Source organism: Leptospira sanjuanensis, assembly GCF_022267375.1.
GTDB lineage: Bacteria > Spirochaetota > Leptospiria > Leptospirales > Leptospiraceae > Leptospira > Leptospira sanjuanensis.
Genome location: NZ_JAIZBH010000001.1, coordinates 2248704 through 2260973 on the forward strand (window position 1 = coordinate 2248704; position 12270 = coordinate 2260973).

The following is a 12270-nucleotide window of genomic DNA, read 5'->3' on the forward strand; positions in this document are numbered from 1 at the left end:
GGCGAAGTATGGAACTCGAATTGATTCAAATCTACAAGTTCGCGAGACTTCCGATTCTCGTGTTGGCGATCGCTTTGATCACGGCATACGTCTACAACCGGAAACGGAAGACGGAAATGGAAGAACCCAAGTTCAGAATGCTCAAGGAGGACTAAATCGATGACTCATGATTCCAATAAGGATTTCGACGGCATTCGGCAAGAAGACAACGCAATGCCCGCATGGTGGCAATGGATTTTCGTCACATGTATAGCGGTATCGGCGGTCTACGCCGTTTATTTTCATAAATTTTCCAATTGGGAGCAGGAAGTGGCTTACGAGTTGGAAGTACAGGAACACGAAGCGAAGTTTCCGAAAGAAGCCGCTGTTACGTCTAACGACGGTAGCAACCCGTTCCGGGGAAATGCGAGTGCGATCGCGGAAGGAGAAAAGACCTTCAAAACGATCTGTGCCGCTTGTCACGGCCCCACGGGTCAAGGTCTTGTCGGACCGAGCCTGATGGACAACGAATGGATCCACGGATCCGCGGACCCGCAAGTTTACGAAACCATCATGAAAGGAATCGCCGCGGACAAAACGAAACTCGGAAGAGGTCCAATGCCTCCGCATGAGAATTCTCTCGGCTCCGAAAAAGTGTATCAAGTGATGGCTTGGCTTGCTTCTCAAAACGCAAGTATCAAGGCGTCTCGTTAATTTATCGTTTCAACTCCGGAGAAAGTTTTCGATCCGTCTAAAAAACTTCGAGACTTTTTCCGGGGACCACAAGGAGGACTTTTGTGGTCATCTCAAGACAAATTTCCGGTAAGATTCGTTCGGCGAGATATCTTGTAGAAGCGTTCTTACTTCCGTTTTACTTCCTTCTTCCTTGGCTGCGCTGGGGAGAACATCCTCTGATCCGGCTCGACATCCCCGGAAGAAAATTTTACCTGCTCGGAAACATCTTCACTCCGCAGGAAGGTTTTTATCTTCATCTATTTCTGATCGGGATGGGACTTTCCCTTTTCTTTTTCACCACTTTGATCGGAAGGGTTTGGTGCGGTTGGGCTTGTCCTCAAACCGTGTTCACCGATCTGTTCGATCTGATCGGAAGAACCGTTCTCGGTTCCAAATACGGGAAAAAGGATGCACCTCTATTCGGAAAGATTCTCGTTCAAAAACTTTGGATTCTCGTGAGCATCCTGGGTGCCTTGGCTTGGGTTTCGTATTTTGCGGACCCATACGAAATGATAAGCGACATCCGATCTGCTTCGTTTTTTTCAAAGCCGCCGACTTGGATTTATTTCGTTCTCTTTTTCACGATGACTCTTTATCTCGATATGGCATTCGTGCGGGAACAATTCTGTAAATACGCATGTCCTTACGCAAGATTTCAAACCGTGATGATGGATGCGGATTCGGTCAACGTCACTTACGACTACAAACGAGGAGAACCTCGCAGAAAGGCCGGGACCCAAGTCGGGGACTGCACGGCGTGTAACCTTTGTTTGGTGGTATGTCCCACCGGAATCGACATTCGGGAAGGCGTCAACGTAGGTTGTATCGCATGCGGAAAATGTGTGGACGCCTGCACCAAAACCATGGGGAAAGAAGGAAAGAAAACTCTCATCGGTTATATGTCCGAAAACCAAGCGAACAAACCCGGTGCGAAAATTCGTTGGATTCGCCCGAGAAGCATCGTATACGGAGTTCTTCTTTTCGGAGTTGCGATCGTTTCCGCGATTCTGCTCTACAATCGAGTTCCGCTTTACGCGAACGTTCTACCGGATCGAATCATACAGCCGATGGAAATCCCGGGAGGAATCGTACGCAACTTTTATAATGCACAAATTTTGAATATGACCTTTCAAAACCGGAATTTGGGCGTTTCCGTGGAGGAAAGCACTCTCCATTCTCCCGTTCGAATCCTTTTGGGAGGAACGGAAGTTCCTTCGATTTCGATTCAGCGGAATAGTTCCCAGGATTTCAGAATCATTTTGGAAACGGAGATCAAAGAAGAAGATCTTCGTAAAACATCGCATCAAATTACGCTCAAAATAGGCGATGCGGAAAACAAAAATTACGTATTAAAAAAGAAGATTCCGTTTCGAATTCCGATTCAGGATCGAAACTAAAGGAAAATCTATGGCGCTACACAGAACTATGAAATTCGCGTTCGCTTGGATCGGAGTCGCATTCGTCGCATTGATCGCCGCGACCGTGGTAACGATCCGATACGCAAACAACGGTTATACCGGACCGATCGAAAAGGAATATTACGAAAAAGGATTAAACTACGAAAAGTCCATTCTCGAACAAAGAAAGATGCTCGCGGAAGGTTATTCGTATGCGAGTCCGCTTTTTGAATCGAACGGTGAACTCAAAGCCGGAAAAAATCCGATTTCGATCCGTTTCCTGAAATCGGGCCATCCCGTTTCGGGTGCAAAAATCACGGTTCAAATCGAAAGATCGGCCACCGATCAATGGAATCAAACCTTAGAGTTACGGGAAGATTCCAAAAACAAGGGAACTTACTTAGGAGAAATCGAATTTCCGGAAAAGGGAAGATGGATTCTCAGCCTCCGCGGCGAAACAAGCGGGAGAACCCTTGAAAAAACACAAGAACTGAATATTCAATAAACGATATGCAAACCTTAACGATCACGAACTGTTATCACTGTAACACACAGATCCGCTCTGAAAAGGAAATCGTATTCGGAGAACTGAAAGGAAAAACGGAAACCTTTTGCTGTTCCGGCTGTAGATCCCTCGCAACTCTTCTGGTGGAAAACGGACTGACTCGGTTTTATGATCTCAGGGGATCCGAGACGTTGGAGCCGGTCGCTACCGAAAGAAACAATCAGGAAGATTTGGAAACTCCTTCCGTATATCAGGAATATGTCGTCCAAAAGGAAAACGGAATCTGCGAAACCCTGATTACGATCGGAAAAATCCATTGTTCCGCCTGCGTATGGTTAAACGAACGAGTTCTTTCCGAAAGGGACGGGGTTCTCGAAGTTCGGATTAATTTCGCGACCGCGAGAATGAAACTCGTCTACGATCGAAACAAAGTGGATTTGGGCGAAATCTTCTCCATCATCCGAAAGATCGGTTACGAACCTTCCTTGTATTCTCCCTTGAAAGCGGAAACCAAAGTCGGACTGTTTTCCAAAGATCTGTTTCTCAGAATGGCACTTGCGGGATTTTCCTGGGGAAACATCATGCTTTTCAGCATCGGACTCTACGCGGGATACTTTACGGGAATCGAAATCGAATTCAAGCGACTCTTTCATTACGTTTCCTGGATCTTCGCGACCCCCGTTTATCTTTATTCGGGATATCCGTTTTACAAAGGAGCGATCGAATCGATCAAACGAAGAATGTTGTCCATGGATACTCTTCTTTTTTTGGGAGTATCTCTCGCCTACTTTTACAGCGTCTACGTAACGTTAAGCGATAAGGGAGAAGTCTACTTCGATTCGGTCTGCACGATCTACTTTTTTATTCTGATCGGAAAATTTCTCGAATCGGCGATTCGTCTCAAAGCGGGAAGAAAAATCGGAGAACTTTTGTCCACCTTACCGGAGGAATACACCGTATCGCGTGACGACGTTGAACTCTCCGTATCTCCGAACAAAATCCAAACAGGCGATTTCATTCTATTAAAAAACGGAAATCGAGTTCCGGTGGACGGAATCCTACGATCGACTACGGCTTATTTCGACGAATCCTTTTTAACGGGAGAATCCAAACCGGTCACTCGAAAAGAAGGAGAATCGATTCTTTCCGGAGCGCTTTGTCTAAGTTCGGACGTTCGGATGAGCGCCTCCACCACCGCGAAGGAGAGCACGCTCGCGAGAATTTCATCCCTCATCGAAAGTTCTCTTCAGACAAAACCGTCGATTCAAAGAGCCACGGATCGATTTTCGACATACTTTATCCAAGTCGTATTTCTGATCGCGATTGCAACGTTTAGTATATTCGGATTTTATTATGGAACTTGGGAAGCCGCGACCCTCAATACGATCAGCGTTCTCATCGTCGCCTGTCCTTGTGCGCTCGGTTTGGCGGTTCCGGCGGCCTACGTGGTCAGCAATCTGCTTCACGGTTCCAAGGGAATTCTTGTTAAAAACCCGGATTCGCTGGAAATTTTGAGCCGCGCCGATCGGATCTACTTTGATAAGACCGGAACTTTGACCCTCGGCAAACTTTCGATTCAAGAGGAACGGTTTTTAAAACAGGAAGATCCGCTTCGGATCTATTCGATTCTGATTTCGCTCGAATCCAAATCCACGCACCCTCTGGCAGTCGGATTAAAAAAAGAGATCGAAAAGAAACTCGAAGACCTAGGTCAGACTCCGATTCCGATCTCTTGGAAAGAATTGAAAGAAATTCCGGGAAACGGAATCGAAGCGATTTCCCTCAACGGAAATCAAACGTATCGAATCGGAAACAAACATTTCGTGACTTACGGCCGGGTTCCGCAGGACGGAAAGATTTATCTCGGCTGCAATCGGGAACCCATCGTATCTTTTTCCATGGAAGATACGATTCGCCCCGAAGCGGCGACTACCATCCAAACCCTAAACGAAACGATTCCATTCTTAGGAATTCTTTCCGGGGATTCCCGATCCAACGTTCAATCCTTGGCTTCCGCTTTGCATTTAGAACATTCTTTCTATGAATTAAAACCGGAAGAGAAACTGGAAGAAATCCAAAAGGCTCAGAACGAGGGACATACGGTCGTTATGGTGGGCGACGGAATCAACGACTCCGCATGTTTGGCGGCGGCCAATCTGGGAATTTCAATGGGAATCGCATCCGATCTTTCCATCGACAAATCCGATCTCGTGCTTCTTTCCAATCGTTTGGACTCTCTCGTTTCCGCGGTTCGAATCTCCAAAAGCACGCGCAAAATCATATTTCAGAATATTCTAATATCCTTAACGTACAACTCGATCATGATCCCGCTCGCCGCCTTCGGGTTTATGCTTCCGGTCATCTGCGCCGGATTTATGACGCTGAGTTCCTTATCCGTCGTCCTCAATTCGATCTCGTTACAATGGAGAACCAAACTATGAACGCTTTGTATCTCACGATCCCAATGGCGATGTTGATCGCACTCGGAGCCTTGGTCGTATTCTTTTGGTCACTAAAATCGGGGCAATATGAAGACATAGAAGGTCCGAAATACAGAATGCTTTTCGACGACGATCCTCCGCAGACGGAAAAAAGAAAAACGGGCGTTTCAGCGAAAAAGGAAGAATCCCGTGCAGACTGAATTGGTCCTTACTACGATTTCGGTGGCCTTCCTTCATGGAATCACGAGTTCGCTTCATTGTCTCGGAATGTGCGGACCGTTTGCGGGAACCTTAAACCTGGCGGGTGAAAAATCCAAATTTAAAACGAACCTACTCTACAACTTGGGAAGACTTCTCTCCTATTCCACGTTAGGCGCCATATTCGGATTCGTAGGCTCCGGTCTCAATCTCGCGGGAAGCCTGGTTTCATTGCACGAGTTTGCGGCCATCGTCTCCGGAATTTTTATCGTCGTCTTCGGGTTGAGTCTGATTCAAAACGCCGGTCCCGAACGTTCCGGATTCTATCAGAAAATTCTAAACTACTTTGCGGCTCCTTTGATCGCTTCCCTCAAACAGGGAAAGAATCTGAGCGGAGCCTCTCTCGCGTTCGGAATGGTTACCGGACTTTTACCCTGCGCGGTTTTATATCCCGCTTTCAGCTTAGCCCTCGCCACGGGAAGCGCGCCCTCCGGAATTCTTGTAATGTCCTCATTCTTTTTAGGAACGTTTCCCGCGCTCTTTTTGTTCGGAATCGGATTTCGCAAGATTTTGACTAAACTGCCGAGCGGAGCGATTCGTTTCGGAGGAATCGCGATCATTCTGATCGGAATTTCGATGATCTTCTTTCGAATGAACCATTCTCACGCAAATCATGAACATTCCGCTCCCGAAAACAAAACCGAGTGGAATTCCTCTCCGAACGAGGATCATTCGCATCACCACTAAAGAAAAATTCCTTTCAAACATTCAAGTTTTTCCGGGAGATTTCGATTGTAAAAAGGAACAATGATTTCTACACTGAAACCCCGGATGAGCGACTCTCTCAAGAATTTTACGGATTCCCTTTTAAAGGATCTGGAAGAGAATGAAAACGGCTTCTTCAAAATCGAAAATGAAGACGGGCTCGCCTATCTATCGGTTTTTCCCGCGGGTAAAAAGGGAAAGCCCGTCGACTCCAAAGAAATTCTAAGAAGAATCGAACTCTTTCAAATTACGGAAGTTTCCCCCACGGTCGTCAAGGATCTGGTTCAGAAATCGGATGGACTTTCTCATCTTATCGGAAAATGGCCCGGTAAACCGGAAAGTTCCCGGATCGAAATCGAAATCCCCGAAGACAAAATGAAGGCCTTCTTGATCTTTCATCCTCCCAAATACGGAGGAAGAATTTTAAACACGGAGCAAATCCGCGAATCGATTCAACTCCGCGGAATTCGATTCGGAATTCTTCAAGAAACCATCGATCAACTTTCGCAGGAACCGGAATACGGAAAACGAATTCTCATCGCGGAAGGTACGGCGCCGATCCCCGGAAAGAACGGAGACATTCGAATCTTATTCATTCATCCCGCGACTCCTCATTTGGAAGAGGATCAATACGGAAGAGTAGATTTTAAGAATATTCAAATTATTCAAAGTGTTGCTAAGGATCAAAAATTAGCCGAAAAAGTTTCTCCGATTCCGGGCAAGGAGGGAAAAAACGTATTGGGAGAAATCCTTCCTTACGATCCGGGGAAGGAAGCCGAATGGAAACTCGGAGCCAACATTAGACTCTCTTCGGAAGGGACGACGGTCCATTCGCTTATCAACGGAAGACCGATTCTCGATCGTCAAGGAACGATCCGAGTCGACGAGGTATGTCATCTTGAAAACGTGGACTTCTCCACCGGAAACGTAAGTTTTCCGGGAACGATCATCGTAGAAGGTTCGATCGCCGACGGATTCACGTTGGAAACCGAAGGATCGATCATCGTCAAAAAATCGGTGGGTAAGGTATTTCTCAAAGCGGGCGGCGACGTCGTTTTATCCGGCGGATTTATGGGTAGAAACGGCGGCCTGATCGAATCGGGAGCGGATATCTATACGCGCTTCGTCGAACAAGGAAGATTGATCGCGAAAAATACGATCTTTATCGAAGAAGCGTCCATGCACTCCGACCTCGTTGCGGGAGAGTCCGTCGTGATCCGCGGCGGACGGGGAGAACTGATCGGAGGAAGCTGCGTCGCGGGTAAATCGGTCGTCTGCACGAAGTTAGGCGCCGTAGCCGAAACCAAAACTTCCGTTTCGGTCGGGATTCGACCCGAACTTTTGGAGGATCTGGAAAAACTCCGTTCCGAAGTTCAAAAGAATCAGGAAATTCTGAAAAAGGTCGAGTTGAGTCTCGTCAAACTTCACGAAGATTCGCAAAGACGGCAACTCACTTCCGAAGAAAAGGAAAGCCTTCCTAAACTCGGAGCGATCAAACAGAAATATTCAGGAATTCTAAACAACTTGTTGGGTCAGGAACAAACCATGATTATGGGTTTCGAACCTGATAAGGATTCGTATGTGGAAGTGGAGCAAGAGATTTTTCCCGGAGTGGACATCTATCCCGGCAAAGGGAAAAATTTCAAAGTCCGTCTTAAGGAAATCCCCGGACCTTCCTTTGTCTTTTTAGGAAACGACGGCAATCCTCAGATCACAAAAGTACGACCGAAACGTCTCGGAATCCTTCAGGAAGAAATCTGACTTTTTAATACGAAGTCGTTTCGGGCGCGATTCCGTTATAACGCGCCCGAGGCCGAATCAACTGTCCCGCTTGGTATTGTTCCATCGAATGCGCCGTCCAACCCGCCGATCTCCCAATGGCGAATAACGCAAGACCCGCCCCTTTCGGAAGTTTCAACGTTCTGCTTACAACGGCCAACCCCGCGTCGATCGTGGGATGATCCCCTAACATTTCGGCTGCTTGGTCGATGATTCGTTTTGCGGAAAGAAATTCCTTGCTCTTAGGAAAGAAACGTTCGCAGAGTTCCATCAGCTTTTTTCCCCTTGGATCTCCGTTTTTGTAAAATGGATGGCCGAACCCTGGAATCGTTTCTCCTTTTCGCAAACGTTCGGTGAGAAATTCCTTTGCGTCCATTTTACGAACGCTCGCACTTTCGAGAAGTTCGATCGTTTTTTCGGTCAGCAAACCGTGCTTTCTTCCGGAAAGCGCGGCCAGTCCAGCAATCACCGCCTGATACAAACTCGCTTCGCTCGAAGCCACACAACGTGCCGTAAACGAAGAAACGTTGAGTTCGTGATCCGCCGATAGAATAAGGGAAGCTTCGATCAATCGGACGGCCTTTTTATCCTCGCTCTTAGAGTTGGAGATCGTATTCCGATCCATTAAAGTTTTCGAATGTGATTTGGAGCGGACGGAGTTTGACGCATCGGAATTTTTCCAAGCCGACCATAAAGTTTCCGCGATCGACGTTCTTCCCCGGTTTACGCGAGATGCGAATAAACAAAGAAGTCGAACGATTCGAGAAGCCGTTTTCTGCAACGCCTCCGAAGTTTTCAAGAGCGCCCCCGTGTCATCGTATTCCGCGATTCCGAGAAGAATCCTGCAAAGATCGATCAAGGGGCGATCGGAAAGATAAGGAAGCGACTTTTTGCAGGCATCCCCCAGCAAAGGCCAAGGGGAATCGAAAGTGGACGATGCCGCCTCCCAGAGAAGATCACAAACTTGTTCGAACGTGTAGGATTCCGCAAGATCCAGGATATTCTTTCCGCGATAATAAAGTTTTTCGTCCTGGATCAGAGTGATTGCGGATTCCAAAACGGGTTGTCCGAATGTCAACGCGGCTCGTGCCGTTTTTCCGGGATGAAGTTTTTCCTCTCTTTGCAGAAGAAGACGTTCCACTTCCTCGCGTCGATATCGTTTACTTCGGTCCTTGGAACCTCCCGGTTCGGAATGAAGAATCCCTCTGCTTACATAAGCATAGATCGTCTCCACTTCCACTCCTAGTTCCTGCGCCGCCTCGAGCGCGGATAAAAACGGCTTTTTAGAAGAATTCTTCATACATTGACAATGAAATCAATATTGATTCATTTTTGTCAATCTTGTAAACTAAAGCCGAACAAGGAAATCAATATGAACACGACAATCAATCCGATTGAAGAGAGAAAATACAGTCCCGGTCTGGAAGGAATTCCCGCGGTTAAAACGAGGATTTCAAAAGTGGACGGAATCAACGGCAAACTCACCGTCGCCGGTTATCCGATCGAAGAGTTCGCAAATAAAGTGAGTTTCGAGGAAACGTTTTATCTGCTTCTCGAAGATAGGCTTCCGGATCAGAAACAGAGAAGGTCGATCACGAGGGATCTAATCGCCGCGCGCCGTTTTTCAAAAATACATCGAACGATTCTCGAAGCCGCCGCCGCGGAAAGGGCTTCCGTCATCGAATGTCTGCGGATCGGCGCGGCGGCGCTTTCACTTGGAAATAAATTTTCCTCTCCCGAAGAGGAAAGTATGACGGTGGTAGCGACGTTTCCTTTGATTGTAGCCTGGGTGTATCGATTGAAAAAAGGTCTCGTTCCGATTCTACCCGATTACAATCTTACACACGCGGCAAACTTTTTGAATATGCTCGGAATCGATCCCGATCCGAAAAAAGAAGCCGCTTTAAACGCATATTGGAACACGGTCGCCGATCACGGATTAAACGCTTCTACCTTTACCGCGCGGGTCATCGCGTCCACACAATCCGATTTGATTTCGGCGGCGACCGGAGCGGTAGGCGCGCTCAAAGGTCCGTTGCACGGGGGAGCTCCCGGTCCTGCGCTCGACATGGTTTTTGAAATCGGAAAAAAAGAAAACGCCGAGGGTTATCTAAGAAATAAATTGATTCAAGGCGAACGATTGATGGGATTCGGTCATCGAATCTACAAGGTTCGTGATCCGAGAGCGGACGTTCTTGCAAGAGCCGCAAAGGATTTATACGAACTTCCGGAACTGAAGGAATTGTATGAGCTCTCCCTATTCGTGGAAAAAACGGCGCTTCGCTTATTAAAAGAATTCAAACCGGATCGGATTCTCCACACAAACGTGGAATTTTATACGGCTCTTTTACTCCATGGACTTGGATTACCCACGGAGTTGTTCACTCCCGTATTTGCGATCGGACGCGCGGCGGGATGGATGGCGCATTGTCTGGAACAAAAAAAGGAAAGAATCTTGAGACCCGATGCGATCTATATCGGACCGGAAGATCGTCATTGGATTTGAAATTCTTTGAATGAACCGAACGAATGGGTGATCGGAAAATAGAAAAATTCTCGTTCGCCTATTCGTCTTTGGAGGACTGAAACAACTCTTGACAGGAAGGAATTCCACCTCCTTCCATTTCCTCGCAAGGAACTTTCAAAAGATCTTCCATGCAGACTTTGACCTTGGCGATCTGCGCGTCCGTAACCTTTTCATATTCATCAGGAAGAATGTTCTGATCTTTTTGTTCTTCCATACATTGATCCACGGAATACGCAGCGTTCTCGGAAGTTTTTTCGGAGGCGGGAAGAGTTTCGAGATAACGGCTCGCACATTCGGCGGTTTTTGTGCAAAGGCGCGTAAAATAATCCTTACTCAGCTTCTGAACGTCCTCTCTGGAAATGGAAGGACCTTTCCTGCAATTCGGAGCGGAAACAATAGAAATCGCTAATATAAGAAAACCGAATTTACTTTTTTGAAACAGGTTCATTTCAGTTTTGTGAGAATCAGTCGGTTCCCTTCCGGCAGGGATTGGTCGAGATAAAAATGATCCGTGAGTTTTTTCACGAGATACAGACCGATTCCTTCCTCCCGATAATCATTGGGTTCATATCCTCGGATTTCGGAAAGATTTTTCTGACTTCCGAAGTCGCGAATTCGAATTTCCATCCGGTTGTCGTAAAGATTGATTTCGAGAAAAATCGGTAAATTTCGTTTTCCGCCGTAGGAATGTTTAATGACGTTTTGGAGGCATTCCCCGACTGCGAGTTTTAAGTCTGCCGAATCGCTCGTTGTAAATCCGTTCTCGAACGCTAAGTTATAAACGAGGCTCCGGATGATCGACAAGTAACGGGGATGAGAAGGAATCTGCAATCGGAACAGATTTTCAAAGTTCTTCTTTTTACCGGAATCCATTTCGAGTTTATTGCAAGGCTTCTAATTGAATCAACGAGGTAAATCATCCACACTAAGGAAAGGATTTACGAGGTTTCGAATCCTTCCGAAAAATACTTTCCTTAGATAAGTTTTGCGATTATCCTCTCGGATGAAACTTCTTATGAACTTCCTTAAGAGTCTTATTAGCCATGTGCGTATAAATCTGCGTCGTGGAAATATCGATGTGACCCAAAAGTTCCTGAACCGATTTGAGATCCGCGTGATTCTCCAGCAAGTGAGTCGCAAAGGAGTGACGGAGCGTATGAGGAGTCACTTTTTTCGAGATGGAAGTCCGTTTGATGTAGTGATTCAAAAGTCTCCAGACGGATTTGCGGTTGATATAAGATCCTTTTTTGGAAACGAAAAGGTATTCGCAGTTTCTCGCTTTGAGAATAAAAGGTCGGCTTTGTTTCAGATAACGATTGAGAATGTCCAAGGATTTTTCGCCGAACGGAACGAGCCTTTGGCGACCGCCCTTTCCTTCCACGGTAAGAGTCATTCCTTCCAGATCCATGTCGCTTAATCTCAGATTGCAGGCTTCAGAAATTCTCAAACCGGAAGAATATAACAATTCGAAGATGCACTTGTCTCTGAGTTCGTAGAGGTTGTCTTCGCGAATGCTTGCGAATAATTCTTCGATTTCTTCCTGAGTCAGATAATCGGGAATGCTCCGCATTACCTCGGGAGTTTCGATCTTTTCAGTCGGGTTGGTATCGAGCTTTTTCTCGTCCTTTAGAAACTTGTAAAACTGTCGGATCGCGACGACTTCCCTCGCGATGGTTTTGGAGCTGATCTTTCGATCCTTCTCCTCGTTCAAAAAACGCATGATATCGTTCGCCTGAACTTCTAGGAAATCGATATGTTCCTTTTCCAGAAAGTTCTTAAACTTATTCAAATCGTAACCGTAGGAGTAAATCGAGTTGTCGCTTAATCCCTTTTCTACGGAGAGATATTCCTGGAAATTTTGAAGTAGGTTGTTATGTGAAGATGTCACTGTTTTTAGTCCCGTCTGAAATGTTTAACAAGTACTAAATCCTTCGGACGTTTCCT

General features: G+C 46.5%; 13 protein-coding genes. 9 read left to right on the top strand and 4 right to left on the bottom strand.

From position 1 onward, the window contains the following. The first annotated feature begins 8 nt into the window (after window positions 1-8). From LFX17_RS10110 to LFX17_RS10145, 8 genes are all read left to right on the top strand, one after another. A complete protein-coding gene (locus LFX17_RS10110) occupies window positions 9-155 on the top strand; it encodes a cbb3-type cytochrome c oxidase subunit 3 (protein WP_238730141.1) in 147 nt (48 codons plus the stop codon). A gap of 4 nt (window positions 156-159) precedes the next feature. Next, window positions 160-693 carry a cbb3-type cytochrome c oxidase N-terminal domain-containing protein gene (locus LFX17_RS10115; RefSeq protein ID WP_238746456.1) on the top strand — a complete coding sequence of 178 codons (534 nt, stop codon included), beginning with the start codon at window positions 160-162 and terminating at the stop codon, window positions 691-693. Window positions 694-776: 83 nt separating this feature from the next. After that, window positions 777-2111: a cytochrome c oxidase accessory protein CcoG gene (ccoG, locus tag LFX17_RS10120; RefSeq protein ID WP_238730143.1), complete on the top strand. Its 1335-nt coding sequence runs from the start codon at window positions 777-779 to the stop codon at window positions 2109-2111. Between the two features lie 10 nt (window positions 2112-2121). After that, complete coding sequence (locus LFX17_RS10125) at window positions 2122-2616, top strand: FixH family protein (protein ID WP_238746458.1); 495 nt, start codon at window positions 2122-2124, stop codon at window positions 2614-2616. 5 nt (window positions 2617-2621) lie between these two features. Then, complete coding sequence (locus LFX17_RS10130; protein ID WP_238746459.1) at window positions 2622-5057, top strand: heavy metal translocating P-type ATPase; 2436 nt, start codon at window positions 2622-2624, stop codon at window positions 5055-5057. Continuing rightward, window positions 5054-5257: a cbb3-type cytochrome oxidase assembly protein CcoS gene (gene ccoS / locus LFX17_RS10135; protein ID WP_238746466.1), complete on the top strand. Its 204-nt coding sequence runs from the start codon at window positions 5054-5056 to the stop codon at window positions 5255-5257. The genes LFX17_RS10130 and ccoS overlap by 4 nt, the downstream gene beginning before the upstream one ends. Beyond that, on the top strand, window positions 5247-6002 hold the full coding sequence (locus tag LFX17_RS10140) for a sulfite exporter TauE/SafE family protein (protein WP_238746468.1): 756 nt from the start codon (window positions 5247-5249) through the stop codon (window positions 6000-6002). The genes ccoS and LFX17_RS10140 overlap by 11 nt, the downstream gene beginning before the upstream one ends. 84 nt (window positions 6003-6086) lie before the next feature. Further along, entirely contained in the window at window positions 6087-7781 is a 1695-nt protein-coding gene (locus LFX17_RS10145) for a DUF342 domain-containing protein (RefSeq protein WP_238746470.1), read from the top strand. A 4-nt stretch (window positions 7782-7785) separates the two neighbouring features. On the opposite strand, the gene LFX17_RS10150 is transcribed toward LFX17_RS10145, so the two are convergent. Next, window positions 7786-9099, bottom strand: a complete 1314-nt coding sequence (locus LFX17_RS10150) for a citrate synthase family protein (protein WP_238746472.1) — start codon at window positions 9097-9099, stop codon at window positions 7786-7788. 72 nt (window positions 9100-9171) lie between these two features. On the opposite strand from LFX17_RS10150, the gene LFX17_RS10155 reads away from it, so the two are divergent. After that, on the top strand, window positions 9172-10305 hold the full coding sequence (locus LFX17_RS10155) for a citrate synthase/methylcitrate synthase (RefSeq protein ID WP_238730150.1): 1134 nt from the start codon (window positions 9172-9174) through the stop codon (window positions 10303-10305). A gap of 58 nt (window positions 10306-10363) precedes the next feature. Here LFX17_RS10155 and LFX17_RS10160 read toward each other — a convergent pair whose 3' ends face one another. From LFX17_RS10160 to xerD, 3 genes are all read right to left on the bottom strand, one after another. Further along, entirely contained in the window at window positions 10364-10774 is a 411-nt protein-coding gene (locus tag LFX17_RS10160) for an LA_2478/LA_2722/LA_4182 family protein (protein WP_238746474.1), read from the bottom strand. Further along, window positions 10771-11199, bottom strand: a complete 429-nt coding sequence (locus tag LFX17_RS10165; protein ID WP_238730152.1) for an ATP-binding protein — start codon at window positions 11197-11199, stop codon at window positions 10771-10773. The genes LFX17_RS10160 and LFX17_RS10165 overlap by 4 nt, the downstream gene beginning before the upstream one ends. A gap of 118 nt (window positions 11200-11317) precedes the next feature. Then, window positions 11318-12214: a site-specific tyrosine recombinase XerD gene (gene xerD / locus LFX17_RS10170; protein WP_118955771.1), complete on the bottom strand. Its 897-nt coding sequence runs from the start codon at window positions 12212-12214 to the stop codon at window positions 11318-11320. Between the last annotated feature and the right edge of the window lie 56 nt (window positions 12215-12270).

Coding starts and splice junctions, on each gene's coding strand:
- LFX17_RS10110 (WP_238730141.1), top strand. CDS start 9: ATGGAACTCGAATTGATTCAAATCTACAAGTTCGCGAGACTTCCGATT.
- LFX17_RS10115 (WP_238746456.1), top strand. CDS start 160: ATGACTCATGATTCCAATAAGGATTTCGACGGCATTCGGCAAGAAGAC.
- LFX17_RS10125 (WP_238746458.1), top strand. CDS start 2,122: ATGGCGCTACACAGAACTATGAAATTCGCGTTCGCTTGGATCGGAGTC.
- LFX17_RS10130 (WP_238746459.1), top strand. CDS start 2,622: ATGCAAACCTTAACGATCACGAACTGTTATCACTGTAACACACAGATC.
- ccoS (WP_238746466.1), top strand. CDS start 5,054: ATGAACGCTTTGTATCTCACGATCCCAATGGCGATGTTGATCGCACTC.
- LFX17_RS10145 (WP_238746470.1), top strand. CDS start 6,087: ATGAGCGACTCTCTCAAGAATTTTACGGATTCCCTTTTAAAGGATCTG.
- LFX17_RS10150 (WP_238746472.1), bottom strand. CDS start 9,099: ATGAAGAATTCTTCTAAAAAGCCGTTTTTATCCGCGCTCGAGGCGGCG.
- LFX17_RS10155 (WP_238730150.1), top strand. CDS start 9,172: ATGAACACGACAATCAATCCGATTGAAGAGAGAAAATACAGTCCCGGT.
- LFX17_RS10160 (WP_238746474.1), bottom strand. CDS start 10,774: ATGAACCTGTTTCAAAAAAGTAAATTCGGTTTTCTTATATTAGCGATT.
- LFX17_RS10165 (WP_238730152.1), bottom strand. CDS start 11,199: ATGGATTCCGGTAAAAAGAAGAACTTTGAAAATCTGTTCCGATTGCAG.